This window comes from Bradyrhizobium sp. BR14999 (assembly GCF_056106085.1).
On sequence record NZ_CM148536.1, the window covers coordinates 5,492,580 to 5,519,038 of the forward strand.

At 63.4% G+C, this 26,459-nt stretch carries 22 protein-coding genes and 1 tRNA gene; 8 read left to right on the forward strand and 15 right to left on the reverse strand.

All coding sequences use genetic code 11. The features are described from left to right. Positions 1 to 142 precede the first annotated feature (142 nt). The gene (gene metC, locus ACR9YP_RS25595; RefSeq protein ID WP_370987375.1) at positions 143 to 1,327 is read left to right on the forward strand and encodes a cystathionine beta-lyase; all 1,185 of its coding nucleotides are present in this window, start codon (positions 143 to 145) and stop codon (positions 1,325 to 1,327) included. Positions 1,328 to 1,482: 155 nt separating this feature from the next. Then, positions 1,483 to 3,174 (forward strand): Na/Pi cotransporter family protein, encoded by a 1,692-nt coding sequence (locus tag ACR9YP_RS25600; protein ID WP_438108457.1) that lies wholly within the window; start codon positions 1,483 to 1,485, stop codon positions 3,172 to 3,174. Here ACR9YP_RS25600 and ACR9YP_RS25605 read toward each other — a convergent pair. From ACR9YP_RS25605 to ACR9YP_RS25635, 7 genes are all read right to left on the reverse strand, one after another. Beyond that, complete coding sequence (locus ACR9YP_RS25605) at positions 3,145 to 3,558, reverse strand: DUF3592 domain-containing protein (protein ID WP_474217442.1); 414 nt, start codon at positions 3,556 to 3,558, stop codon at positions 3,145 to 3,147. The genes ACR9YP_RS25600 and ACR9YP_RS25605 overlap by 30 nt on opposite strands. 68 nt (positions 3,559 to 3,626) lie before the next feature. Next, the gene (locus ACR9YP_RS25610) at positions 3,627 to 3,965 is read right to left on the reverse strand and encodes a lipid-A-disaccharide synthase N-terminal domain-containing protein (RefSeq protein WP_091894846.1); all 339 of its coding nucleotides are present in this window, start codon (positions 3,963 to 3,965) and stop codon (positions 3,627 to 3,629) included. Then, the gene (locus ACR9YP_RS25615; protein ID WP_438108461.1) at positions 3,962 to 4,699 is read right to left on the reverse strand and encodes a glycosyltransferase family 2 protein; all 738 of its coding nucleotides are present in this window, start codon (positions 4,697 to 4,699) and stop codon (positions 3,962 to 3,964) included. Before ACR9YP_RS25615 ends, ACR9YP_RS25610 begins: the two co-directional genes overlap by 4 nt. 64 nt (positions 4,700 to 4,763) lie before the next feature. Further along, complete coding sequence (locus ACR9YP_RS25620) at positions 4,764 to 5,609, reverse strand: phosphatase PAP2 family protein (RefSeq protein WP_474217443.1); 846 nt, start codon at positions 5,607 to 5,609, stop codon at positions 4,764 to 4,766. Then, positions 5,610 to 7,352, reverse strand: coding sequence for an ArnT family glycosyltransferase (locus ACR9YP_RS25625; RefSeq protein ID WP_438108465.1), 1,743 nt, complete (start codon positions 7,350 to 7,352; stop codon positions 5,610 to 5,612). Positions 7,353 to 7,402: 50 nt separating this feature from the next. Then, positions 7,403 to 9,640 carry a penicillin-binding protein 1C gene (gene pbpC / locus ACR9YP_RS25630; protein ID WP_474217444.1) on the reverse strand — a complete coding sequence of 746 codons (2,238 nt, stop codon included), beginning with the start codon at positions 9,638 to 9,640 and terminating at the stop codon, positions 7,403 to 7,405. 9 nt (positions 9,641 to 9,649) lie between these two features. After that, positions 9,650 to 14,854: an alpha-2-macroglobulin family protein gene (locus ACR9YP_RS25635; protein ID WP_474217445.1), complete on the reverse strand. Its 5,205-nt coding sequence runs from the start codon at positions 14,852 to 14,854 to the stop codon at positions 9,650 to 9,652. Between the two features lie 403 nt (positions 14,855 to 15,257). Between ACR9YP_RS25635 and ACR9YP_RS25640 the strand changes: the two genes are divergently transcribed. From ACR9YP_RS25640 to ACR9YP_RS25650, 3 genes are all read left to right on the forward strand, one after another. Next, positions 15,258 to 15,334: transfer RNA gene (locus tag ACR9YP_RS25640), tRNA-Arg, on the forward strand. 220 nt (positions 15,335 to 15,554) lie between these two features. Continuing rightward, positions 15,555 to 16,175, forward strand: a complete 621-nt coding sequence (locus ACR9YP_RS25645) for a DUF6680 family protein (RefSeq protein WP_474217446.1) — start codon at positions 15,555 to 15,557, stop codon at positions 16,173 to 16,175. Positions 16,176 to 16,283: 108 nt separating this feature from the next. Beyond that, positions 16,284 to 16,886, forward strand: coding sequence for a hypothetical protein (locus ACR9YP_RS25650; protein WP_474217447.1), 603 nt, complete (start codon positions 16,284 to 16,286; stop codon positions 16,884 to 16,886). A gap of 21 nt (positions 16,887 to 16,907) precedes the next feature. Here the strand turns inward: ACR9YP_RS25650 and ACR9YP_RS25655 are convergent, their stop codons facing one another. Both ACR9YP_RS25655 and ACR9YP_RS25660 read right to left on the reverse strand, forming a co-directional pair. Next, on the reverse strand, positions 16,908 to 18,167 hold the full coding sequence (locus ACR9YP_RS25655) for a DNA-packaging protein (protein WP_474217448.1): 1,260 nt from the start codon (positions 18,165 to 18,167) through the stop codon (positions 16,908 to 16,910). Then, entirely contained in the window at positions 18,164 to 18,853 is a 690-nt protein-coding gene (locus tag ACR9YP_RS25660) for a hypothetical protein (RefSeq protein WP_474217449.1), read from the reverse strand. The genes ACR9YP_RS25655 and ACR9YP_RS25660 overlap by 4 nt, the downstream gene beginning before the upstream one ends. A gap of 147 nt (positions 18,854 to 19,000) precedes the next feature. Here ACR9YP_RS25660 and ACR9YP_RS25665 point away from each other — a divergent pair, with 147 nt between their 5' ends. Next, a complete protein-coding gene (locus tag ACR9YP_RS25665; RefSeq protein WP_474217450.1) occupies positions 19,001 to 19,162 on the forward strand; it encodes a hypothetical protein in 162 nt (53 codons plus the stop codon). Positions 19,163 to 19,377: 215 nt separating this feature from the next. On the opposite strand, the gene ACR9YP_RS25670 is transcribed toward ACR9YP_RS25665, so the two are convergent. The 5 genes from ACR9YP_RS25670 to ACR9YP_RS25690 all read right to left on the reverse strand — a co-directional run bounded on the left by ACR9YP_RS25670 (position 19,378) and on the right by ACR9YP_RS25690 (position 22,700). Further along, the gene (locus ACR9YP_RS25670; protein ID WP_474217451.1) at positions 19,378 to 21,384 is read right to left on the reverse strand and encodes an AAA family ATPase; all 2,007 of its coding nucleotides are present in this window, start codon (positions 21,382 to 21,384) and stop codon (positions 19,378 to 19,380) included. A 77-nt stretch (positions 21,385 to 21,461) separates the two neighbouring features. Beyond that, positions 21,462 to 21,692 carry a hypothetical protein gene (locus ACR9YP_RS25675; RefSeq protein ID WP_474217452.1) on the reverse strand — a complete coding sequence of 77 codons (231 nt, stop codon included), beginning with the start codon at positions 21,690 to 21,692 and terminating at the stop codon, positions 21,462 to 21,464. Position 21,693: 1 nt separating this feature from the next. Then, the gene (locus tag ACR9YP_RS25680) at positions 21,694 to 21,894 is read right to left on the reverse strand and encodes a cold-shock protein (RefSeq protein ID WP_474217453.1); all 201 of its coding nucleotides are present in this window, start codon (positions 21,892 to 21,894) and stop codon (positions 21,694 to 21,696) included. 49 nt (positions 21,895 to 21,943) lie between these two features. Then, positions 21,944 to 22,126: a DNA-binding protein gene (locus ACR9YP_RS25685; protein WP_474217454.1), complete on the reverse strand. Its 183-nt coding sequence runs from the start codon at positions 22,124 to 22,126 to the stop codon at positions 21,944 to 21,946. A gap of 340 nt (positions 22,127 to 22,466) precedes the next feature. Next, entirely contained in the window at positions 22,467 to 22,700 is a 234-nt protein-coding gene (locus tag ACR9YP_RS25690) for a hypothetical protein (RefSeq protein WP_474217455.1), read from the reverse strand. Positions 22,701 to 23,433: 733 nt separating this feature from the next. Between ACR9YP_RS25690 and ACR9YP_RS25695 the strand changes: the two genes are divergently transcribed. Both ACR9YP_RS25695 and ACR9YP_RS25700 read left to right on the forward strand, forming a co-directional pair. After that, entirely contained in the window at positions 23,434 to 23,718 is a 285-nt protein-coding gene (locus tag ACR9YP_RS25695; protein WP_474217456.1) for a hypothetical protein, read from the forward strand. 1,056 nt (positions 23,719 to 24,774) lie between these two features. Then, positions 24,775 to 25,365 (forward strand): ATP-dependent DNA ligase, encoded by a 591-nt coding sequence (locus ACR9YP_RS25700; RefSeq protein WP_474217457.1) that lies wholly within the window; start codon positions 24,775 to 24,777, stop codon positions 25,363 to 25,365. A gap of 141 nt (positions 25,366 to 25,506) precedes the next feature. Here the strand turns inward: ACR9YP_RS25700 and ACR9YP_RS25705 are convergent, their stop codons facing one another. Next, entirely contained in the window at positions 25,507 to 26,418 is a 912-nt protein-coding gene (locus tag ACR9YP_RS25705; RefSeq protein WP_474217458.1) for an ABC transporter substrate-binding protein, read from the reverse strand. Positions 26,419 to 26,459: the final 41 nt, after the last annotated feature.

A 26,459-nucleotide genomic window follows, 5' to 3' on the forward strand; every position in this document is an offset into this window, starting at 1 on the left:
ACCTGCGCATCACAGAACGACTGGCGTGCCGGGTCAAGGGGTTGACGGGACTCTTCTGTGTTCTGTTATTAACGACAGCGGCCTTTCGGCCAGCCCGCGGGCGCGACGCGCCCGCTGCAAACGCGGTTTTGAAAGCAGACGCATGGATTCCTCGCACCCCTCCCAGCAGCAGGCCGAGACCCGGCTGGTCACCTCCGGCCGCGACACCAAGGCGCAGAAGGGGTTCGTCAATCCGCCGGTGTTTCACGGCTCGACCGTGCTCTATCCGACCGCCGAGGACCTGCACGCCCATCGCGGCGAGTTCACGTATGGCCGCCACGGTTCCCCCACCACGAAGGCCTTCCAGGAGACGCTGATGGCGCTGGAGGGGCCGCAATGTGCCGGCGTCGGCATCGTGCCGTCGGGACTGTCGGCGATCTCGACCACCCTGCTCTCGGTGCTGAAGGCCGGCGACCATCTCCTGGTCTGCGACAACGTCTATCGGCCCTCGCGCAATTTCTGCAACGGCATGCTCACCCGCTATGGCATCGAGACCACCTATTTCGATCCGCTGATCGGCGCCGGCATCGATAAGCTGTTCAAGCCCAACACCCGTGCCGTCCTGGTGGAGGCGCCAGGCTCGCAGTCGTTCGAGATGCCCGACATCCGCGCCATCGCCGAGGTCGCCCATGGTCGCGGCGCGATCGTCATCGACGACAACACCTGGGCGACGCCGCTCTATCACCGCTCGCTTGAACAGGGCGTCGACATCAGCATGCAGGCGGCCACCAAATATATCGGTGGCCATTCCGACATCATGTTCGGCACCATCTCGGCCAACGCCAAGGCCTGGCCGATGGTCGCCGAAGGCATCCGCCTGCTCGGCGTCTGTGCCGGCCCCGACGACGTCTTCCTGGCGCTGCGCGGTCTGCGCACGCTGTCGGTGCGGCTGGCCCAGCATCATCGTTCGGGGCTCGACATGGCGCGTTGGCTCGCCGCCAGACCCGAGGTTGCGCGCGTGCTGCATCCGGCACTCGAGACGGATCCCGGCCATGCGATCTGGAAGCGTGACTTCACCGGCGCGTCCGGCCTGTTCAGCATCGTGCTGAAGCCGGCGCCGCAGAAGGCGGTCGACACCATGCTCGACACGCTCAAGCTGTTCGGCATGGGCTTCTCCTGGGGCGGCTTCGAGAGCCTCGTGATTCCCTTCGACTGCGACAGCTATCGCACCGCGACCAAATGGGCGCCGGGCGGCCCGACTCTGCGCCTGCACATCGGGCTCGAGAGCGTCGACGACCTCAAGGCCGATCTCGACCGCGGCTTCGCTGCTCTCAAGGCGGCAACGTGAGCCTGCTCACAGGGCATCGTGCGCGAGGACGCGGCATCGCGCGCCGCGGGAACGTGCACGCGCCGTAAACGTTAACGGCGACGCGCCAACAAATGATTTGATCCGCCGACGTTTGGCGCTAGCCTCACCAATCGACTCCAATCCGGACACGGAGCATGGGAACGTTGGTTCTGCTTGATCTCATGGGCGGCGTTGCGCTGTTGTTGTGGGGCCTGCACATGGTCCACAGCGGGATCTTGCGCGCCTTCGGTCCCGACCTGCGGCGCCTGCTCGGCAAGGCGCTGAGCAACCGCGTCAGCGCCTTCGCCGCCGGCCTCGGGCTCACCGCCCTGCTCCAGAGCAGCACGGCGACCGCCCTGATCACCAGCTCGTTCGCCGCTGAGGGTCTCGTCAGCCTCGCCGCCGCGCTCGCCATCATGCTCGGGGCCAACGTCGGCACGACGCTGATCGTGCAGGTGCTGTCGTTCAACATCGCAGCCGTTGCGCCGGTGCTGTTCGTGCTCGGCCTCGTCGCCTTCCGCTCAGGCCCGCGATCGCGGATCAAGGACATCGGCCGTGTCTGCATCGGCCTCGGCCTGATGCTGCTCTCGCTGCACATTCTGCTCGACACGCTGGCGCCGGCGGAGAACGCGCCCGGCGTCCGCGTCGTGATGTCGGCCATAACAGGCGATCCCATTCTGTGCATCGTCATCGCGGCTCTCATCACCTGGGCGGTGCATTCGAGCGTCGCCAGCGTCCTGCTGATCATGTCGCTGGCCTATTCGCAGTTCGTGGCGCCTTATGCGGCCCTCGCACTGGTGCTCGGAGCCAATCTCGGCAGCGCCATCAATCCCGTGTTCGAGGGCGCCAGGCGCGACGATCCCGCGAGCTACCGCCTGCCGGTCGGCAATCTCGTCAACCGCGTGATCGGGATTGCCCTGGTCCTGCCCTTCCTGGGCGTGATCGCCGAGCACATGCACGCCTGGCAGCCCGATCTCGCCCGGATGACAGCCGCCTTCCACATCGCCTTCAACGTCGGCACCGCCGTCCTCTTCATCGGCCTGCTCGATATCATGTCGCGGCTGTTGACCCGGCTGCTGCCCGATCGCGTCAAGGAGGCCGATCCGGCCCGCCCCCGCTATCTCGATGAGACCGCGCTGGAGACGCCGTCACTGGCGCTCGCCGACGCCGCCCGCGAAACCTTGCGCATGGGCGATCTCGTCGAGGTCATGCTGCGCAAGGTGATGGCCGCGATGATGACCGGCGACCGCGCGCTGGTCGATCAGGTCTCGAAAACGGACAATCTTGTCGACGGTCTCGACGAGGCCATCAAGCTCTACGTGACCAAGCTCATGCGGGGCAGCCTCGACGAGAGCGAAGGACGGCGCGCGATGGAGATCATCTCCTTCGCCATCAACCTCGAGCATATCGGCGATATCATCGACAAGAGCCTGAGCGAGCTCGCCACCAAGAAGATCAAACGGCGCTTCCAGTTCTCGGCCGAGGGGGCCGAGGAGCTCGCCGCCTTCCACAAGCGCACGATGGATTCGCTGCGGATCGCCTTCGGCGTCTTCATGTCGGGTGACGCAAATGAGGCGCGCAAGCTGCTGGTGGAGAAGACGGCGCTGCGCAATACCGAGCTTGCCGCCGTCGAGCGCCATCTGGATCGGCTGCGCGAGGGCCGCCCCGAGACCATCGAGACCACGTCGCTGCATCTGGACGTGCTGCGTGATCTGCGCCGCATCCACTCGCATATCTGCTCGGTCGCCTACCCCGTGCTGGATGCGGCCGGCGAACCCTATCGCCGGCACGAGGCCGATCAAGCCGCCGTGCCGGCGTCAGGCGCGGCGTCGGCGTTGCCGCGCTAATCCAGCGCGAACGAGAACCGCGCCTCCCGAAAGCAGCAGGCCGGCGGCGCACAGCAGGGTCGGACTGATCCATAGCGTCAGGAACGATACGAGCCGCGCCTCTTCCGGCCACCGAGGATCGTAGGCGATCTTGACCCGCTCGCCGTCGGAATAGGGCTGATCGGTCGATCCTGACGAGGAGGTGAACGTCATCGAGCGGCCGTCGGTCGTCTGGAATCGAAACGTCGGATAGAGGAACGTTCCTCCGTGATTTCTGCCGCGTCGCGCGACCGCCCCTACAAAACGCGCTTCCGTCTGCTCGGCCCGCGCGAGGAATGCGATCGTGCTGCCGAGTTCGAGAACGCCGCGCGAGAGCAGCAGCAGGCCGGCCGCAACGACTGACACGAACAGAACAGTCGATAATTTGCGCATGCCGATCGGGGAGTCGGAGGGCCCGGGGCGCTGCCCCCCGCTCAGCGGTCCAGCGTCTTCGAGGCGCTGCCGCGGTTCTTCACGATCAGCATGATGTTGCGGATATAGATGATGGTCGCGAGCGCCTGTCCGAGGATGATGACCGGCTCGCGCTTCACGACGCCGTAGACCAGCGTCATCAGCCCACCGCCCATGGAGCAGAACCAGAACGCCATCGGCACCACGCTGTTGCCGGCGCGTTCGCTCGCGATCCACTGCACCAGAAAGCGCGCGGTGAAGAACAATTGCGCGACGAGGCCGAACGCGAGCCAGAAATCGAACTTGGCGACGAAGACGTCGTAGAGATAGTTGCTCAGCGCCTGACCGTATTGGATGATCATGCGTTCACCTCGGTCACATCTGGCGTCGTCTTCTTGCGGCGGATCAGCCACCACACGCCGGCGAGATCCATGATGCCGATCCACAGCCGGTCGAAGAAGCCATAATTCGACACGCCGGAACGGCGCGGCCGGTCGATCACGTCGACGTAGGCGATGTCGTAGCCTTCGCGGCGGACCAGCGCCGGGAGGAAGCGATGCAGCCCGTCGAAATAGGGCAGCATCAGGAACACGTCGCGCCGGAACGCCTTCAGACCGCAGCCGGTGTCGCGCGTGCCATCCTTCAGGATCGCGTTGCGAACGCCGTTCGCCACGCGCGACTGTAACTTCTTGAAGCCGGTGTCCTTGCGCCCGATCCGCTGGCCGGCGGCGAGCCCGACGCGCCCCGCTCCTTTTTCGACCGCCGCGATCAGGTCCGGCAGGAACGCCGGATTGTTCTGGCCGTCGCCGTCGAGCGTGGCCACGATCACCCCGCGCGCCGCACGCACACCACTGCGCACGGCTGCCGATTGGCCGCCTGATCTCGCATGGCGGAGCTGACGCAGATTGTCCCGCTGCTTCATGATGCCGGCAAGCCGCTCGCCGGTCGCATCCGTCGAGCCGTCGTTGACGTAGATGATCTCATAGGCCCAGCGGCCATCGAGCGCCGCCGTGATCTCCTCGATCAGGGGCGCGATGTTGTCGGCTTCGTTGCGCACGGGAACGACGATGGAAACCGATGGCTGGGACGTCGACAAATCAAGGCTCGTGGTTGGAATTGGCCTGCCTCCAAGGAACCGGCGCCCCGGCAGGCAGCCGCTTTTATGGGGCGGATGCCCCGTGGGCAACCCTTTTGAGACGGCTCGATACTGCCCCTGGAAGGGGCACGATCGTGCCGTCGGCGCGGATGGCAAAGCCCAGCCTTCGGGCCGCGAACCAATAGCGGACGGCCAAGGCGCCGACCGTGCCGACCATGGCGCCGGCCACGACGTCGCTCGGGTGATGCGCGAGCAGCACCAAGCGCGTCAAGAGGATCACGATTGCGTATGTGAACATGAACACGCGCAGGCGCGGCCACAATGCTGACACCGCAAACGCCAAGGCGAACGCTGCCACTGCATGGCCCGACGGCAGGCTGGTATAAGCCCCCGTCCCCTCGAACGGGATGAAGTTGAACGGGTTGGCTTGTCCGCCGACGAATGGACGTCCGCGTCCGATGAGATATTTCAGGATCTCGGCGACCAACGCTGATACGGCAACCGACAGAAACATGAATTGCAGCCGCGTGCCGAGGGCAAGCAGCAGCGCGCGGCGAGTCCCGTGCAGCCCTGCCGCAACGAATGCCACAGCCACGAGCGCAGCCCCCAGCACCAACAGCACATACTCGTCCTTGCCGAAATCGGTGAGGATGCGGATTGGCCACAGGCTTGGCGTGCCCCGCGCCGGCATCAGCTGGATCTCGGTCAGATCGAACGCGACCATCAGCACGATGACCAGGGCTGCGCCCGTTGCACTGAGCCAGAGCGAATGCCGCGCCAGCTTTCGGGCGGCCTCGGCGCGGCGCGAATGCGAGGGCGTGCGCACGAGCTGCGCCAGCGCATGCCAGGACACGGCGAGCAATTGCGCGGGATAGCCTGCTGGCGGCCCAATGTCGTTCGGGGCCCGCATCTATTCGGTGCCTTCCGAGCGGAAGATCGAGATCGCGATCGCGCGCCCTTGCGAAAAATTATAGCCCTCGATGCGCGTACCGACCTTGTAGCGCAGCCCGATCGCCTCGGCGCGCTGCACGAAGCTGCGCTCCGAGCGTTGCTCGATCAGCGCGAAGCGACAGCTGCCCTGCCGCAGGAAGTCGGCCGCGCCCGAGCCGTCGGTGAGCAGCGTCTGCGTGCCCGTCAGGAACACGAGGCTCGGTTCGTGATAGCCGGCAGCCGCCGCCTTCGGTCCGACGCAGGTGACGTTGCGAAGCGCGCGCGCGATCTCGATGCTCGGAAACAGCGGGGTCAGCGACGGCAGCACGATGCCATAGACCGTCACCGCCAGCATCAGCGCGGCGACCAGCGCGTTCAGCAGCGAGCGCTCGGCGCGATTGTTGTCGTAGAGCCACCAGGCGAACAGGCCGAAGATCAGCGACGCCGCGATGAACGGCCAGGCCACGAAGGCCGGCTGGCGCGTCAGCATCACCGCGCCGACCACCGCGATGACCGAGGCGGCCGCGGGGATCGCGAACCACCAGGCCGAGCCGCGCATCAGCCAGGACCGCGACAGCACACGCCGCTCCACCGCCCCCGCGGTGAGGATCGCAATCGCGGGATACAGCGGCAGCACATAGTGCGGCAGCTTGGTCAGCACGGCCTCGAACACGATCCAGGAGGGAACCAGCCAGGCCAGCAGGAACTGCGCGCCGGGCTCGCGGCGCGCCCGCCACACCGCGGGCGCCGCCATGGCCGCGAGCGGCGCGCCCGGCCAGAAGGTGATCCAGAACAGCGCGAGATAAAGCCCGGGCGGCGCGCCGTGGGATTCCTGGGCGCCTATCTTGCTCAGCATGTCGCCGCCGACGGAATCGGCGAAGAAGGCATCGCCCGCACGCCAGAAGATCGCGACGAACCAGGGCAGCACCAGCACCAGCATCCACATCAGGCCCCAGACCGGACGCAGCCGCCACAGCCAGGAGGCATCGCGGTCCTGGATCGCGAGCGCGACGATGGTCAGGCCCGCAAACATCAGGATCAGCGGACCTTTGATCAGGATACCGATGGCGAGCGCGCTCCAGAAGATCGCCGGCCAGCTCCAGGGCGGATGGGTCTCATCTTCCGCGCGCTGCCAGGACAGATAGGCCCGTGCCATCGCGCCCATCGCGGCGACCACGCAGAACAGCAGCATCGCATCGGTCTTGGCGAGACGCGCCTCGACACCGAGCAGCACCGAGGCGCACATCATCAGCGCCGCCAGCACCGCGGCGCGCCGCGTGACGAAGCCAAGCGCGGCCCAATAGGTCATGAGCACGGCGCCGATCGCTCCTAACAGCGACGGCAGCCGGTAGACCCAGATGCGCAATTCGGCCTTCGGCAATTTGAGCGCCGCTGCGGTTTCGACCGCGGCCGATTGCAGCCAGTAGATGCCGACCGGCTTCTTGTAGCGGACGTCCTCCTGGAAGCGGATGTCGACATAGTCGCCGCTCTCGACCATCTGCTTGGTGGCCTGGGCAAAGCGCGCTTCGTCGCGGTCGATCGGCGGGATGGTGAAGAAGCCCGGCAGGAATAGCAGCAGCGCGCACAGCACCAGGAAGCCGACCGCACGGGCGTGGCTGGCCGTGACGATATCGAGCATGCGCACGAGCCCGCTGCCTGGATTGACGGGCGATTTCGGCTCGCGGGGGGCTCCAAAACGGGGCGTTGGGTAGGTCTCGGCCATTGGTTCCGCTTACGCTGAAACCGCCATCGCCACAACCGCTTAAGCCGGCCTCATTGAATTCGAATGACAACTGTGTCCGCCGCGCCCGTGGCATCGATCACGGTGAGCCGCGCAAAGCCCGGGCCGGGCGGATCGATCAGCCGCTGGCGACGGCCGTCGATCTCGCCGAGCGCGGTTCCATTAACCATGACGGTCATGGGCAGAACGCCGCCGGCGACTTTGACCGGCATGGCTGCGCTCTCCCGACCACTCGATCGATCGACGTCGATCCGCGAGCCGTTGAGCGGAAACTGAATGTGCAGCGCCTGCTCGCCGCCGGTGCGCACCAGTTCCCCGACCGGACGGAACCTCTTCAGCGGCAGCGGCAACTTGCTGTTGCTGGCCACCAGGGTTCCCCTCGGGGGCTTCGGCAATGGAGCCAGCGTCTTGCCGGTCCGGGCGAAGGCGTCGAACAGGATCGGCGCGGCAGCGACGCGCCCGATCAGGCCGGGAACCGGCGCGCCGTCGGGCCGGCCGACCCAGACGCCGATGGTCATGCGGCCGTCGAAACCCATCGACCAGGCATCGCGATAGCCGTAGGAGGTGCCGGTCTTGAAGGCGATCCGGTTATGGGCGGCGTTCTCCGGGGGCGGGGTGCCCAAGAGCACATTGCCGACCTGCCAGGCCGCAACCTGATCCAGCAGCCGCAACGGCTCGCGGTCATCCCTGTCAGCCATGATCTCGCGCAGCGGCTTGGTGGTGCCGAGCCGGGCGAAACCCGTATAGAGCTGGACGAGGTCCTGGAGCGAGACGCCGACGCCGCCGAGACCCATGGCGAGCCCCGGCGCCTCGTCCTTGGGCAACACGAGATTGCCGCCAGCCTGCCGCAACCGCGAGGCCAGCCGGCTGGAGCCGACGCGATCGAGCAGCACGATGGCAGGCACGTTCAGCGACAATTGCAGCGCCTTCCTCACCGGCACCGTGCCCTGGAACGTCATGTCGAAATTTTCCGGCGCGTAGGAGCCGAAGCGGACCGGTCGGTCGTCGATCAGGCTCTCCGGATGGACGAAGCCATCCTCGAAGGCGAGGCCGTAGATGAAAGGTTTCAGCGTCGAGCCCGGCGAGCGGATGGCGCGGGTCATGTCGACCTGCCCTGCCCGGCTCTCGTCGAAATAATCGGCCGAGCCGACGCGGGCGAGCACGTCGCCGCTCTCATTGTCGACCACGATGATGCCGACCGAGATATTTGGCCCGAGCGCGATGGCACGATCACGCGCCAGCGGCTCCAGCACCTTTTGCAAGTTCGCATCCAGCGTCAGCTTGATGACCGGCGTGTCCTTCACGATCGAAAGCGCGGTGTCGGAGGCATGCGGCGCCAGGATCGGCATCGGTTTGCGCAGCTTCTGAATGGCAACGGCCTTGGCCTGCTTCGCATCTTCCGCGCTGACCTGATGCTCGGAGACCATGCGGTCGAGCACGCGGTCGCGCGCGATGCGGGCTGCCTCGGGATGGCGGTCAAGCCGCCGCGTCTCCGGCGATTGCGGCAGAGCCACCAGCAGCGCGGCCTCCGCCAATGACAGCCGCTTCGGCTCCTTGCCGAGATAGGCGATCGAGGCGGCCCGGATGCCTTCGAGATTGCCGCCGTAAGGGGCGAGCGCGAGATAGAGGTCGAGGATCTGCTCCTTGCTCAAGCTTCGCTCGATCTCGATGGCCCGCACCATCTGCCGCAGCTTGGCATAAAGCGAACGCTGCCGCCGCGGCTCCATCAGCCGCGCCAGCTGCATGGTGATGGTCGAGCCGCCCGACACGATGTGGCCGCGCGTTGCAAGCTGCAATGCGGCCCGGCCCAACGCCAGCGGGTCGATGCCGTCATGGGCGTAGAAGCGCTGGTCCTCATAGGCGAACAGCAGTTTTAGATAGGTCGGATCGACATTCGTCCTGGCATCGACCGGGAGCCGCCACCGCCCGTCCGCCATGGCATAGGCGCGCAGCAGCTTGCCATTGCGGTCGACGATGGTGGTGGAGACCTGCCGCGCCTCGTCGAGCGGCAAAGGACCGAGGGAGTAGACCCAGGCGACGAACCCGACGATGGCGAGGATGAGCATCAGCGCGAGGGCGGGGAGGACTTGAAAGCCCCTGCCCCCTGCTCCGTCATGGCCGGGCTTGTCCCGCCTGTGCGGCCGAAGCCGCTTCGGCGAGGCGGAGGCCCGGCCATCCACGTTCTTGCTCGCGGGGCCAAAGTCCGTGGATGCCCGGGACAAGCCCGGGCATGACGACGGAGGTTGTGGCCCGTTCGGAGCGTCAGTCATTCCAAACACTCACTTCGCCGCCCGCACCTCGACGGTCCCCGTCCCAGTGCGGCCGTAGCGCGAGGGATTATACATGTCCTCGACATAGGCCTGCGGCAGCACGTATTTGCCGGGCGAGACCGCGCGCACGACATAGGCGACGGTGAAGACCGATTTGGAATCCGAGGCCCGGTCGACCGCCGCGGTGAAGCGGTCGTCGCGGAATTCGGTGTCTTCAGGCTCCTCGCCATCCTCGATCCAGTCCAGCGTGCCGCTGTCGCCGGACGAGACCAGCTTCGGATTGTCGATCTCGAGGCCCGCTGGCAGATAGTCCGACACCATGATGTGGCCGTATTCGGGCTTCGCCTCGGTGATCTTCAGCACCACCGCAAAGCGCTGGTTCTGCTTGACCTTGCTAATGTCGGCGGGCTTGCCGTCGAGCGTGAAGTAATTGCGCTCGATCTTGAAGCCGTTCGACGCCGCCGGCTCCGGCGTGACCGGCGAGCCCGACACCGAGACCACCGCCTGCACCGGCGCATCGCCGGTGTTGGTGATCTTCAGCGGCCTGCCCTCCAGCGTCGCGGCCTTGTAGCTGCGATAGAGCGCGGTCTTGACCGGCTGGCCGTCCACTTCCATGGACAAGTTCTCCTTGGCCAGCGCCCGCGCCGCCAGCACCAGCCAAGCATTCTCCTGCGTGGAGGTGTAGGGCGTCAGCCCGCGCGCGGTCTCGACCCGCGATACCGCCTGCGTCAACGTTGCCTTCGGCGCGTTGCCTTCACTCGCGAGCGAAACCAGCGCCGCGGCATCGCGAAGCTGCGAGCCATAGTCGGTGCGGCCAAACTCCAGCACGGGTTTCGGCGCGAGGCTGTCGAGCGCGGCACCATAGACCCGCTCGGCGCGATTGCGGTCGCCGACCAGCGCCAGCGCCGCCGCAAGCTGCGACTTCGCGATTGGGGTTGCGAGGTTGCTGAGCTTAGTATCGGCGAGATAGCGGAGGTCGCCGATGGGAGCCGCGCCATTGCGTGCGAGCACGTAGAGGCCATAGGCGAGCTCGCGGCCACCGTCCTTCTCCGGCTCGTTGGCATTGACGACGGAGTTGCGGATGCGGTCGAGCGCGTTCTTGAACAGCACGTCCGGCACCGCAAAGCCCTTTTCGCGGGCGCGGGTCAGGAAGTCCGTCACATAGGCATCCAACCAGGCATCGTCACCGCCCGCCAACCACAGGCCGAACGAGCCGTTGGAGCCTTGCCGCGCCAAGAGCCGCTCGATCGCGTCGCGGATGCGCTGGTCAACCTCGGTGTCCATGGCGAGATGCGCGCCGGCGGCGAGATCGTTGACGTAGAGCAGCGGCATCGCGCGGCTCGTGATCTGCTCCGAGCAACCATAGGGATAGCGGTCGAGCGCTTTCAGGATCGTCGCGGCATCGAGCGCGGTTGACAGGCTCGCCGACACCGAGACGCTGCCGGTGCCCGGCACAAGGTCGGAGAACATGTCCGGCGTCAGCGTCAGGCTCTCGCCCTTCGCCAGCGTGCGGATCGAGCGCCGCGCCAGCACCTGCGTCGCCGCCTTGACGTCGAGCGCATAGTGACGCGCGAGCGTAAGGCCGTTCGGCCCCTTGATGTCGACGTCGAGCGTCGCCTGCCCCGCCGCGGTTGCGTCGATCGTGAGCGAGAACGCGTTGCGCTGCTTGGCGGCGAGCTTGACTGTGGTCGCGGGATTACCGGTCATCTTCACCGGCCCGCCCGTCGTCACGTTGATAACGTAGTCGCCGGCCTGGCCCTCGACATTGTCGATCTCGAGATTGACCATGCCGCGGTCGCCGTTGAGCAGGAAGCGCGGCAGGGTCGTCGTCAGCACCACCGGATCGCGGATCACGACATCGGTGTTGGCGTGACCGAGTTTCGTGGCGGTCCACGCCACCGCCATCACGCGCGCGGTGCCGGCGAACTCCGGAATGTCGAAGCTCACCTCGGCTGTGCCATCAGCAGCAACGGTGACGATGCCCGAATACAGGGCCAGCGGCTTCTGCGTGGGCGGCGAGCCCTGGAGCTCGCCCGCACCGGCATCGCCGCCGGACTTGAATTGGCCGCGCGTGCCCGACATGCCGTCGATCAGCTGGCCGTAGAGATCGCGGATCTCAGCGCTCAGGCGGCGCTGGCCGAGATAGTAATCATCCGGTGCCGGCGGCTTGTAATTGGTGAGGTTGAGGATGCCGACATCGACCGCGGCGACGACGACCTTGGCGTCCTCGCCCGGATTGAGCCCGTCAAGCTTGACCGGGATCTTCAGCGTCGAGTTCGGCCGGATCAGCGCCGGCGGCGTCAGCTTCACCTGCAACGTGCGGGTCTGCTTGTCGATGCCAAACCATTTCAGGCCGATCGCCCGGCCCGGCATGCGCTGGGCGGCCGCATCGAGCGGACGGCGCAGCGTCGCCACCACATAGGCGCCGGTGCCCCAGTCCTTGCCGATTGGAAGCTTCACCTGCGCCGTGCCTTCCTTGACGTCGATGGACTGCGTCGTCAGCAGGCGGTCGCCGAGCACGTTGATGGTCAGCTTGCCGGCGCTGCGCACATTCACGGACACCGTCATGGTGTCGCCGGAGGCGTATTGCGGCTTGTCGATCGAGGTCTCCAACAGGTCCGGCGTGTCGGCGCTACCGTCGGAATACCAGCCGACGTCGAACTGCACCGAGGTCACCGGGCCGTCGGCGTCGTTCGACTTCACATCGAGCCGATAGCGGCCGGGCTGGGGGTTCAGCGAAATCCGCGACGGCTTGTCGGCGGCGATCACGACATCACCATCGGCAACGCGCGAGGTGGACTTGACCGGCTCGTACTCCCAGTAATTGTTCTGGCGATACCACTGGTAGCGCGATTCCATCTTCAGGAGCTCGTAGCGCAGGCCATCGCGGGCGAGTGTCTTGCCCTCGGGCGAGACGAACACGACGTCGAACTCGGCCTTGTCGCCCTCGGCGACGTTCTTGTCGCCGAACAGCGGCTTGACGCCAATCATGGCGGTCGCCGGCGCGATCGGCAGCACGAGCTTGCGTTCGACGGCACGGCCGCCGGTCTCGACCATGCGGACGAAGATCTGTGCCTCTTGCGGCCGCGTCGAGGCCGGCTGCTTGTCCAGCGTCACCGGGAAGGTCGCAACGCCGTTGGCGTCAGCTTCGGGCAGGTTCTCCAGCGGCGTGCGCTCGTTCGAGGTGGTTTCCTCGTCGTCGACGCCGAACTGGTAGCCGGCAAAGCCCGGGCGCTGGCTCGCAGGGGCGACCAGCATATCACCTTCGAGCTGGAGGCCCGAAGCCGGCGCGCCATAAAGGAAATGACCGTCCGCCTTCAGCTCCACTGGAGCATTAGCTTTGATCAGCTTGTCCTTGGCGGACAAGTCGAATTCGATCCGATCAGGGACGTAATCCTCGACCATGAAAGTGGTCTCGCCGACCGATGTGCCCTTCGGATCGGTAAAGGCGCGCACCCGCCAGGTCCCGGTCGGGACCGCCGAGTTGAGCGGCACGGCGAGCGTGCGGCCACCGGCGCCCTGGTCGGACAGCACGGCGCGGCGGAATTCGACGCCGTCGGGGCGCTCGATCACCAGCGTCAGCGGCCCGCCGGTGACGGCGTTGCCCTGCCCGTCACGCAAGAGCGCAGTGAGATAGACGGTCTCGCTGGAGCGATAGACGCCGCGCTCGGCATAGACGAAGGCATCGGCGCCTGCCGGCACCGCGCGGCCCGAAACGCCACGGTCGGAAAGGTCAAAGGCGGAGGTCTTCAGGCTGAGGAAGGCATAATCGGCTTTCTCGCCCGTGACCGTCAGCAGCGCCGGCGACAGCCCGCCCTCGCCGCGCGCGAGGCCCGCCTCGAACAGCACATGGCCGCTGTCGTCGGTCTTGCGGGTGGCCAAAATCTCATTGTTGCGGGCAACCAGGCGCACCTCGGCCTTGCCGACCGGATCGGTTGAAGCCAGCGAGTTGACGAAGACGTGGATGCCGTCATTGCCGGAATAGGCCGACACGCCGAGGTCGGAGACAATGAACCATTGCGTGGCGAGCTGGTACTCGTTGTCGGAGCCTGGCCCCTTGGCCGCAGCGGTCATGACGTACACACCGGGCTGGAGCTCGCCGAGCGCCTGGTCGACCGGGAAAGCCGTGGTGACGTCCCGGTTCAGCGTCATCGCGGTCGCAAGCTCGCCGGACCAGACCTTGACGCCGCGCTCGTCGCCCAGATCTGAGAGCTGATATTTCGACAGCGTCTTCTGGAAGTCGCTGTCAACGACCGTGTTGATCAGATTGCGGTCGCCGATCCGGAACACGTTGATGCTGACCGCAGGCGTGTTGACGCTGACCACGGGAATGCCGCGCTGGCCGGTCCTGGGCAGCACATAGGCGCGGCTGGTGAAGCGCACGAAGGGTTTTCGGTCGCGCACATAGACGTTGAACTCGGCCGATTTCGGCAGGCTCTCCTTCACGGCTGACGGCAGGCCGGCGCGCAGGTTGATGTTGTAGCGCTCGCCGTGCTTCAGCCCGTCGACGCAGAGCTGCTTGCCTTCGGCCGACAGCGCCGGCTTGTCGGTGCCAGCCAGCGCCAGGAATGGCGCGAAGTCGGTGCGCTTGGCGAGCTCTTCCGAGAACTGGAAGCAGGCGCGTGGGCTCGCCGAATCCGAGTCCACGGTATAGTCGAACAGCCGAAAACCGTGCTCGTCGCGCAGCTTCTCATACTGCCCGCGGACGTCGGCGACCTCGCGCATGTCCAGCGACAGCCGCATCGCATCCAGCGCCGGCCGCCACAGCTTGCGTTCGGCCATCGACTTGCCGAGCACGGCGAGCGCGTCGGCCTCCTCGCCCGGATTGCCGGCGCGCTGGTAAGCGATATAGGCGGCAGTCGAGGCACGCTCCCAGAGGAACGTCTGCTCGCTCGACGTCTTCGGCGAGATCTGGAAGATGGCCTTGGCGAGCCGCAGCCAGTTGCCGGCATCCTCCGGCGTGGTCGCCGCGATCTGCCCGAGCACCGAGAGGCCGGTGCGATAGTCGTTGCGCCGGAAGGCGGCGTCGGCATCGGTACGCAGCGTCGCGCTGGTCTTGGCGACCGGGCCCGCTTCGCTCTTGATCTGGGCCTCCAGCTTGATCGCGGAATCGGCGAGATCGTCGCGCTTGAACGCCTTGTCGGCGGCCTGTGCTGCGCTAAGGCCGAGCGCCAGCGTGGCGCAGAGTGTGACGGCGCGGATCAGACCGATCATGATGGACTCCCGGAAATCGCGGACGAACGCCGCGGCGGTAAATGAAATGCGCGGAATGGTGACGGACTCAAGGCGATGGAACCAAAGGTGCAAATCGTCGCATTCGCCATGACAAGGCAAGCCCAGAGGAGACCGGTCAAGATACCGCCGCGCACGCCGTCCTGATGGCGCAGCAATACCAGACCGGTCGACCGGTGGCCGTGTCCCGGAAGCTAGCCAGCGCTCCCGGCGATGTGATCCATCGTCCAGTACACTGCCGCTCAACCCGGCACCCTGACGCCCCACCGTTCCGCTTTGTCGCGGCTCTGAGGAAAACGGTTCGGTTCAGACTTGGCGAAACGCCAGATTTTTCATATTGGCATGGTAGATGAACAGCCAGCCCCCGACTGGGGCGGCTGAAAACGGTCCCGTAGCTCAACTGGATAGAGTAGCGGATTTCTACTCCGCGGGTTGCAGGTTCGAGTCCTGCCGGGATCGCCAATAAATTCAGTAACTTAGTCCGGGATACGTCCTCCCATTTTGTGTTGCGCCTGTTGCGCAAAATTCCCCAACAATTCCAACGATTCCCCACAACTCCCGGCTACTCGGCGCGACACGGGGCGCGACAAGGGCTGTGAATACGTCGGATAGCTTTCAAGTAGCGTGCTGCGTGCGGCGAGGCTGTGCGACGATCGCTCGTTGATTCGTTCGGAGAGGACCCATGGCTGAGGAAGCCGCATCGATTCTTAAATTATCGGACGTCGTTATAGCAGCGTGCACGCTGCTCGGGCCGATCCTAGCTGTCCAAGCTCAGAAGTGGGTCGAGGGCTTCCGCGAAAAGCGAGACCGTCGGTTCAACATCTTTCGCACCCTCATGGCGACGCGGGCCACGAACCTGACGGCCGCACACGTCGAGGCGATCAATGCGGTGCCAATCGATTTCTATGGGGACAAACCCATCATCGACGCATGGGAAGAATACTTCGAACACCTGACGAAAAGCGCAGACACAGGTGCCTTGTGGGGCCAACGCAGAATTGATCTGTTCACTAAACTGCTGGCGGCGATCGGGCAGAGAGTTGGGTACGCATTCAGCGCCGCCCAGATGAATCGCATCTATTTCCCGAATGCCCACGGGAGAATGGAGGAGGATGCAGAGGCGATTAGGACTGGCATGGCAGCGTTGTTCAAGGGTGATTTCAACTTGCCATTGGCGATTAAAAGCGTTCCCGTTGATCCGACGACCGCCGAGCTACAGGCCACCCTAAACAAAAAGATGAATGCAGCATATGCGGACGATGGCTCGTTCCGAGTGACCATCCTTCCACAGCAGAGCGAATGAGATGACAAGGCGGCGATAGCGGAGCGCTTCTCACGCGTCAATGTGGACTCGCCCGACGCGGACTGGTCGCGTTCCATAACATCTATTCGGAAAATCAACGAGCTAATTATGACCGCAGACAATTCAGAAGCACCGTTTAATTTTACCAAGGCTGCAATTTGGATAGCAGGAAGCCTCAGTCTAGCCATTCTAGGTTCTGCACTCTGGGACTTCGCCTTTAAGCCTTTATTTTTGTGGATGGGCGAGCAGCTTGCCATACTCACAAATTTGGGCTCGACCGTCCTAAGTAACGCGATGTATCGCGAGATAGCGAAGGGCAGCTACGAGCGGGTTAGCCTGATTCTATTCCAGATGTTTCTGGGCCTTATGGCGGGTATCGCTACTGCGGCACTGATGCGGCGTCGTTCATCTGAAGTCTTGTCGACTCGAAAGAGGGTATCGCGACCAATCACATATACGATGGTTCTTATCGCAACTGCCACGTTGTTTTTGCAATCCGTACGCACTTCCTACATCGTACGCGCTGCAAATCACTTAGAACAACTGCAAGCGATCGTGGCTCCTTATGTGTCGGCAGATCAACGAATTCTGCTTAGATCGAAAATAGCGCAAATTCAGTCCAAAAACGAGTACGAGGCAGTTGTGGATGAGATGACCACCGTCATTCACAATAGGAACCTCATATTGCCGACGTTCGATGCGCTCAGATAGCTGGGCTGCTAGGTAGGCACTCTAAATCCGCAACTCTGTCACCGTGGTGGTGTGCTGCGGCCCGCTCAGCTCGGTCAGCGCCCACACCAGCGCGTCGACACGATCCGGCGAATAGCCGACCTTCGCCCGGTCAAAATCCGACGTGAATGCACACATCTGATCTTCGAGCACATCGAACCCGCCGACGTGATGAACCTTGCGCTGCTCGTATAATGCAGCGATCGGCTCGGCTCGAACCACCTTGCCGCGGCTTGCATGCACGGCCTTGAAGCTCACCCGCGAATCGAGCGCGCGGATCGTTGCTTCGACCATGGCGCCGCCGTTATTCACTTCGGCTAGGATCCGATCGGCTTTGTGGCGCCGGTAGGCGTCGATGGCCTTTGCCGCCCACTCGTGCGGAGCGTAGCGACCCGAGCAATCTTCGAGGACGTAGATTTTGTCATCTCTCGTCACGCCGGCAACGATAATACCCGTCTCATCCGATCCTTCGTTGTTGGAAACGGCCGGATCGATCGCAACGACGATGCGGCGCAGCTCCGGGGCGGCCGACACGCGATCGCGGTCCAGCCAGTCCAATTGCCACAGTGCGCCCGGGTTATCCGAAAGCAGCTCCGCGTTCAGCTCCTGTCGACCAAGGCGCGTGCCTTCGTATCGCTGCCGTACGGCGGCTAAGAACGTCGGCGCAAGGTTGGCTTCGTTCTCGAACGTCGAGCCGCGCGTCACGACGACGTCCCTACCCTGACGCGCCAATAGCTCTTTGAGCAGCTTGATCGGCCTCGGCGTCGTCGTCACCAGCCAGCGCGGGCGCTTCCCGAGGCGCAGGCCGAATTGCAGCATGTCCCAGGTGCCCTGCACGTCCGTCCATGCGGCCAGCTCGTCCGCCCATGCTGCGTCGTGCTCGGGGCCGCGCAGCCGGTCGGCCTCCTCGCTGGAAAACGTCGTCGCGACCGCCCCGTTCGGCCAGGTCAGCCGGCGTTTGCTCGATTCGTAGATCGGCCTATTCCACGGCGGCGCGGTGTTGAGCAGACCCGAGACGCCCTCGACCAGCGTATCGCGTGCGTCGGCGGCGGTGGCGGCTACCAGGGCGACGCGGCCGGCCTGACCCGTCTCGACGAGATCGTGCACCCACCCTGCCCCGGCTCGAGTCTTGCCGAAGCCGCGGCCGGCCAGGATCATCCACCCATTCCAATCACCGGGCGGCGGTAGCTGGCTCGGTCGGGCCTTTGCGCGCCAACCGCCGTCCTCCAGTGCGTCCGCGAGCGCGGCGGCTATGCTGGTCATCGGGGCGCCTCCGGCGGCGGCACCGGACACGGCAGCGGAAGCGCTACAGCGTCGATGACCACGGGCGCCCTGCCCGCGTCGGCCGTCTCGGCGTCGAGTTCGTGCAGGGCCGCCACAACGGCGGCGCGCGCCGCTCCATGGGGCGCCAGGGCTCGAAGGATGGCCGCCTGTACCTTCGCGAACTGCGGGCTGTTTACGATCGCCACATTGTTCTGAATGTTGATGGTGCCCTGCGCGATCGTAGCAATCTCGCCTGTCACCTTGCCGATCTTCTCCAGCACGCCGACGAGCTGCCCCGCGACGATCGCCGCACCGCGGGCGTCACCCGCCTCGGTGGTGGCGGCGAGCTGTGACATGAGCATGGTGCGCACGGCCCGGAAGTGGTCGAGCACGGAGGCGCCCTCGTCCGCCGCTTTGGCTGCCAGGTCGGCGAGCTGCGCCGGCCCGACAAGATAGGACGCCTTCATTTCGGCGCTGACGTGATTGTGCCAGTGTCGCCCGATCGCGTCTTTCGACAAGCCGAACTTCGTCGCCAGGCTATCGAGTGAGGCGCCGCCTGCACGCAACAGTTCGATCCGCCAACGCTCGTCGTGAGCGCAGACGGTGCATTTAGGTCCCGTTTTCATCCGCGATTTTCCATTGCGAATTGCGCCCTCGACCCGCATCACCGGCCAAGGGCGCAACATAGGCGCATCATGTTTTAGAAAGTGGTTCTAATTCAGTGCGTTAGAATGCGAGTAGAAGATATATAATCCGTTAATCACGCAACAAAGTGGCCGAAGCGAGCGCGAAACCGTTGGAAATCCGGCGCGAATCGAATGAGGTTTACGCCCATGACAGAGAAGCCCCGCTGCGATCACTGCGGCGAAGAGTTCACGCCGGAAGAACTTGTCGTGCTCTCGCCACCAATCGGCGAAGGCGAGATGATCTGCCAGCGATGTATCGAAATCCGGCTACGTCGAGCCATCGGGCAAATGCCTCGCGGCGACAATTGATGCGGATCGTTTCCCAGTTCACTTCCATGTTGACTACGCTCGTTGGTTCACTGGTTCACCTATAGGGATATGACTGAACCGAACCAGACGATGATGGGGCATGAATGCCCCCCATCGTATCGTCCGTGGTTCACGGAGTGGTTCAGGTGAACCAGTTTGATATTTAAGGGGTTTTTGCCTCTGTTGGTTCGGTTTTGGTTCGGCCGTTGGTTCGCTCAATTTGCCAGTGGAAATCGTGCTGGTGGAAGCGGTGCTTGGTTCAGCCCTGAACCATTCGAATCCATCGCGTTTAGCTCCCGCTCGCCCGCGCCGGTCAACGTCCAACCACTGCGTTCCGCACGGATGAGTTTCTGCTGTTCCAGCTTTTGCGCCACCCGGTACACGCGGCTGTCGCTCATTCCGATCAGCTTTGCCACCTCCCGACGGCTCTTGCGGGGGTGCTGATCGATAGCACGCAGCAAGGTATCTTCTTCGCGCTCGTTGGCTCGCTCACGCTCCGCGATACCGACTTCCGATACGGGCCGTGCGACTACAGTCGGAATGGGCCGCCCTTTGGTGTCCCGCAACTTCGGATGCTGCACGGTCGCCAGTTCGAAATGCACCGGCTCGAACGACGGACCACGGAATTTCCCCAAGGCTTCGAAGGCGATCAGTTGGCCGTTCCGACGCAAAGCCACGTTGCCGTCCACCTCGTTCAAGAATGCCCCGCCGCCCTTCGGGATTAGGTCGTCGTCCGCCGCCCGCTTGGTCGGATGCGCCAGTGCCAGCACGCACGGTCCGCCAGGGAGCTTCGTCATGGACCGCAGCAATCGGGCATAGTTGCCCATTTGGACGTTGTCGTTATCGTCGTCGCCCTCGAAATATGCCGCGACGGTGTCGACGATCACCAGGGCAGGCTTGATATCCTTGGCCGCGACTTCGTCCTCGATGTTGGCGACGTTCTCTGAAATCTTGACCACACCGTTGATGAAATGGACGTCCACGGTCTCGGGGTCGATACCCATCTCTTGGGTCACGCCGAGCCAACGCGCCTGAACGTCCGTCGGATTTTCGCCGGCCGCGTAGATCACCGTGCCTTTCTCGACTTCAATGTTCCCAATCGGGCGGCCTGTCGCCACGTGTACCGCGATGCGCATTGCCGCAGCGGTCTTGCCGCCGCCCGTCTTGGCGGTCATCGAGTAACAAAAGCGGCGCTGAAAGATCCGATCGACGACGTAGTCGGGCGGTACGAAATCGCGAACGAACTGCCCTGAGGACTGCATGAGGTCCGGTCTTTGCGCTTCCTCTTGATACCCGATGGGTAACGGCGGCTCCGGCAAATTCAACGGCGGTCCAGGCGGCAACACCAACTTGCCGTTGAGCACGTCCACGGTATCGCCGAACAACCAATCACTGTCCCGGTCCAGATACCAATGCAGCGTCCGATCGCCTTCCGAATATTCAGCCGGGAATTTGTCCCAGCGGCGTGCAGCCTGATCAGGATCGTGGCTCATGCGCTGAAACAATTCGAGGCCGTCGCTGCCAAAATGAAGTTTCAGCGCGGCGCCGAGCATCGTCCAGTCTAGTTGGGAAAGTGCTGTAGGATCCTCCTTCCATTCGCCCGCGACCTTGCGATCGATCCAACGCGCAACGCGGTCATAATTAAAACCGTCGAGCGATGGCGCAACGTCGCGGTGCTCGCGCTTTGGCCACGCGGGGCGGAGAATTTCCCCGTCGTAGAGTGTTTTATTGCCCAGCCATTCGTAAGGGCCGGCTTTTTTGCGTGGGTCCTTCTTCGAGTTGGCGAAGTAACTCGGCGGGAGCATTGCATTTGCGTTACCGACGAGGAGATCGCCCCAACCTGTCGTTTCCTGGCGCAAGGTCCAAAGTTCTGCGGCATCAACGAGACGAAAATAGGTATGGGTGCCGCCAGATGGGCTGCGCACGTGCGGGTCCGGAAGAGAATAGCCCGTGGTTTTTAGAAACCAGTCCGCGGCGATTTCTTGCTTGCCCGCCTCGATGTCAAGCACCGCGACTCGAGAAGCGCCAGGATGCAAGCCGATGTTGTAGCCTGCGGTCAGCCAACCTTGCCAAGTGACCGGGTTTGAAGAATGCCGATGCTGCCAGTCGTCGCCAATCGGTCTCTTGTCACCAGGGTGCACTTCGTGCAGAGCCAGGCCGTGCCGTTCGGCGAAATTGAAAAAATCAGTTGCCAAGGCAACGTTTTCGTGTACGGTACTCATTGCTACATCGTGCTCCTACACGGTGTTGAAGGAATTGGAGCCCGGCGCGTGCCACCGCGTTGGGCTCTTTCTTTTTGTCAGCGCATGATTGGTGGCGGCGGCGGATATTTCGGCGGAAGTGTCTTCGGCGTCCGTGGCAACCGCTGCTCCCGGCAGAAAATCAACCAGCTCAGATTCTCGGCCAGCTCTTTTGCTCGACGGTGCCAGTCGCCGGGTTCGCAGACGATCGCCTTACGATAAAGCTCGCAGTGCTGCTGAAACAGTTCGGTTGCGTGCCCGATGGCGAGATCGATTTCGCTGCTGCTCACGTCACACCATGCGCACGTTGGTGGCCTGCGGCTTGCCAGTGCGCGAGTTGATCTCGATGTCGAACTGCACATGCGTCCCGACTCCGAGCGCGTCCATTTCGGGCGGCAACGTGCTGACGTGGCAGAACACGTCGTGTCCATCCGTCCCGATGAAGCCGAAACCGCGTTCGGCATTCCACTTTTTGACCTGTCCGATCTTCATTTCCTTTTCCTTGGTTGAGAGGTTATGCGCAGGCGTGCGCGGGCACCGGCTACGCCGCTGTTTCGAACATTGAGAAGAAGATGCGGGGCTTGAATGCCCATCGACCGGCGACCTTTTGCGCGCCGGCAAGCTGCCCTCGTTCGAGCATTGCGAACGTGGCCTTTTCACCCTTGCCGATCACCCGTGCGATCGCGCGGGCACCCCAAACGACTTCTGGCTGATTGCTGTGCATCTGCGAGACTCCGATTGAGTGCTCGCTTTGCATGGATGCTAGGGCGAGCACAGATTTGTGCTGATCGCTCCCGCGCATCCCGCGCTTCGACTTTCACAGAACCGTTAAGGCGTCCCGCCTCCTGTTGCCATCCCGGCAACGGTCCCGCTGTTCGTCTGGAAACGACGGAATCCTACAACGTTCTAGTAAAAGTTGGCTTAATGGCGCAGATAAGCGGCTGCGCCAAAGCTTAACGCGCGCGTGTTCCAAAACCTGGAATCCTCAACCGTGCCGAACACACTGTAATTGGCCCCGCCAGCGTGAACCGGCGGGCCTGTTGGCCGCGAGAAGCGGGATTGCGTCAGCGACGATCTGGACGCGCCTGGAGGGGCACCACTTTGTCCATGTCGCTGTGACCGGAGCGCCGGCTTTGCAGCTTCACCACCTGCTCGAGTTCGAGAGCCTCTATGGCGAGCTCATCCGCCAAGCGTTCGAAAAGGGCGCGCTTTTGCGGGTCGCTCGTTCGCCTGCTCATAAGGGCCAAATCCGCGGCATCGGCACGGAGTTTGTCCAATTTTTCCCTGATGTCCGCCATGGTATCGGCCCCGTCCTAGACCCACCTCGTCGTGCGGTGACGAGATGCAGGTCAACGGCGGAACATCCTAGGGGGCCTCCGTTAACCGATTGTTAGGCCGGCATTCGTTAGTGCCGAGATGTGTGAACGAGCTTTGCCGAGGCGCTACTCCGCTCAATGCTTCAGTGCGCACACGTGGTCACGAACAGCATGGTCCGGTTGCATTGCCAATCGGATCCCAACATTGGTTCATGGACTCCACGAGGAGTACCGATGGCCATAGTGGTACCAGCCGCCACTAGAACGGCGGCGGTCAGCGCGAGCGTTCGATAGGTTACCAAGTTCCACTTCATTGCGCTTCCCTCCGGTGGAAGCGCGCACGCTACGCTCAGGGATACCTCCCGCTTGTGAACTACTTCACATGGTGTATCAACAGTCATCACAGTCGCGTGCATCAAGCCCGCTGCGTGAATAGGCGGCCTTGAGGCGCTAGGCCCCCGAGCGCAGTCATACGTGATGATGCAGTCCCCAGAAGGCGATCAGCAGAAGAGCTGCGGCCCCAATTCCCAGCAATAGGAGAATGGCTTCCAGCATGACGAATCAAGCTCCGCCCAGGCAAAATCATACACCGGGCTGAAACTTAGTCATCAGAGCCGGCCTGCCACTACACCAACCATAGGCAGTAGTTGACAGCCACTCTGGGCCGCTACCAATCGACAATTTGACTCTCGCGAGCGACGCGCTTCGATGCGGCATGCCTCGCCCGAAACGCCACACACCAACGCATGCCGACGGCCGGCCGCTCAAGATCACCTTCGGCGCGATGCGCGGTATGGGCGTGCGCGGTGTGCTGGTCTACTGCCACTGCGGCCATCATGTTGCGCTGGACGCCGACCGCTGGCCTGACGATGTACGGCTGTCTGATATCGAGCCGCAGTTCGTCTGTCAGGGGTGCGGCAGCCGCGGCGCCGACGTGCGACCTGACTTCGAGCGGGGTGACCCACGGCTGGCCATCAATGGCTACCGAGATGCGCGATAGCAGCAAAAAAACGGCCCCAGCGTTTGGCGGCGGCTGGGGCCGTTGTAACGCTCCGGCATCGCAGGGGACTTGGAGCCGGAGCACGGCACCAATCCAGACGCTTGCCACTAGTTCCTATAAAAGAGTCCCTGCGAGAACCGACCCATCGCCAAACGCGCGTTCGAACGATGGGCCGTCCCGGGTGGATGGCGGGACCTTAAGCCGGGTATCGCCACAGACCGAAATCTTAATTCTGTCCGCTGGAGAGTCGTTCCTTGCCAGTAGCTCCCAACGTGGGGCGGCAACAGAGCAAGCGCTTCTCGGCTTCTTCCGCGATCTTCAACCACTTCGCCGCAAGGCGGAGCCAGGTTGGCCCGCCAGCGTCAACTCGCGGATGCCGTGCTGTGCACCGCAGGACCGAGCCGCATCACAGATCAACAGGTGGCGTACCAGCCATCCGGAAACGGTAGCAGAGGCCAAGTGCCCGCGTTGTCATTCGCGACCTCGGGCATGACGTTGATGGTTCTCCGCCCACTCGAACCGCTCTCAGTAGGAGTGGAAGAGAGGCACGCAGCAGGCGCACGCCCGCGACCATGGGAGCGCTGCTCGGAAGGCTCTGGGCTGAAATGCGTCGACTCTGTCGACTCTATGGAGGGCATAAAGTGCAATCCGTGCGCTGAACGTCTGGCTCAGATCACGCCCACAATGATCAAAACTCCGACCTCGACCAGTAGGAGCGTACCCGTTGCTGCGGAAATGAAAAACAAATCACCTAATGACAGGAACTGCATGACTCGCCTCCCAATTTGCCAAAGAAGCGGCCCCTCATCCTTTGAACGGCGTAAGCAGGGGGTAGGATGATGGAGCCGCTTCCAGGAGGTCCTTGACGCGTGCGTCCGGCGCCAAGCATTCGCATTCTAATCCAAATTTAAATCTCGTCCATCATTTAAATGATTTAATGTCGGTTTATTATTTAATGATTAATCGGGCGACACTTGCAAGGATTGCAAGCCGCCGATCCCCAGTGAGCGAACCAGGGATTGGCTTTTTGGCGGCGAGCTATCTATCTGCTCGAGTATGATTAAGACGTACGAGCTGTGCCTGGCGACGGCAGGCAAGCAGGTCCCGTCCGGGCCAGACTGGATTCATGAGGTAAAGCATGATGGCTACCGGATGCTGGTCATCCGGGAGAACGAGCGCGTGCGCCTGCTCTCCCGCAACGGCACCGACTGGACCAAGCGCTATCCCTGGATCGCCGGGGCCGCGCTGAAGAACCGGCAGAAGCGCTTTGTGATCGACGGCGAGGCCGTGATCCTCGGCGTCGATGGCATCTCTGATTTCAATGCTCTGCAAAGCCGCAAGCACGACCAGGAGGTGCAACTCTATGCGTTCGATATTCTCGCTCTTGGCGGTGACGACCTTCGCGATTTGCCGCTGCACCTTCGTAAGACGAACCTGCAACGACTACTGGCGCGGCGACCGGACGGGATCACGGTGGCCCCCTTCGAGCGGGGCGAGATCGGGCCGGAGCTATATCGGGCGGCCTGCCGCATGGGCTTGGAGGGGCTGGTCTCCAAGCACCGGGACCGGCCGTACCGGGGCGGTCGCCAAAAGCATTGGTTGAAGGTGAAGAACAGGAAGCACCCGGCAATGGACCGCGAGCTTTGAGCCTTCGAGGCATCAATTTCAGGGCTGTCGCCGATCTCTGGGGCGTCCTGTGGCAGGTCCGCTTGTACCCCGAACAGCGTCGAAGAGCGCACGTTGATTGATGTCGCAGAAGGGCCACATCCGGACTCATGCAGCGCAGCATCATTCGATCACCTCGTCGGCGCGGCTGAGGATTGACGGTGGGATCGAAAGACCGAGCGTCTCGGCGGTCTTGAGATTTATCCTCATCTCAAATTTGGTCGGTGTCTGAACCGGAAGCTCTGCTGGGTTCGCGCCGTGGAGAATGCGGTCAACGTAGAGAGCGGCACCAAGAAACGTGTCCTCGTCGACGGGACCATACGAGAGCAGCCCACCCTGTTCAGTAGGGAGCGTTCGATCCGAGACAGTAGGCACTTTGTGTTGGGTCGCCACCGATATGACCTTTGCGCGATGGGCAAACATAAACCCATCCGACTCGACGACAAGGCCTCCTCCCGGCTGGTGTCCAAGCATCGTAATCGCCGTTTCAATTTCCGCCTCACTGTGAACGAATGCTGGGACCGGCGCGACGTTAAGGGATCGCGCGGCAGCCTCGAATGATGGCAGGAAATAGGATCCGCCTCCGGGCGCCGTATCGGGGTTGAACATGATGGCGGCCCGCTTAACGCTGGGCGCGATCTCCTTGAGAAGCTCTAGCCATTTGCCTCCCATTGTCGGTTCTAGGTTGACGAACCCGGTGATATTCGCGCCGGGGCGAGACAGGGTTGCGACGAACCCAGCGCCTACGGGGTCGGAGACGTTTACAAAGACAATTGGAAGCGTTCGCGTCTCCCGGTGGAGTGCTGCGGTTGCTGGCGTCGTGGATGCGAGGATCAGGTCGGGTCCCAACCCAACCAACTCTTTCGCGAAGTCCTTCATCCGATCAACACTTCCTGCCGCCCAGCGCACGTCCAGTCGGATGTTGCCGCCGTCTGTCCAACCCAACTCGCGAAGCCGCTGTGTCAACTTGGAGAGAAGGAGCTTTGCTACAGGATTGTTTTCGTCCCATCCCACTAGGATGCCGACTCGCCGCATGCGCCCCTGCTGCGCGTACGTTTCGAGTGGCCACGCAAGGG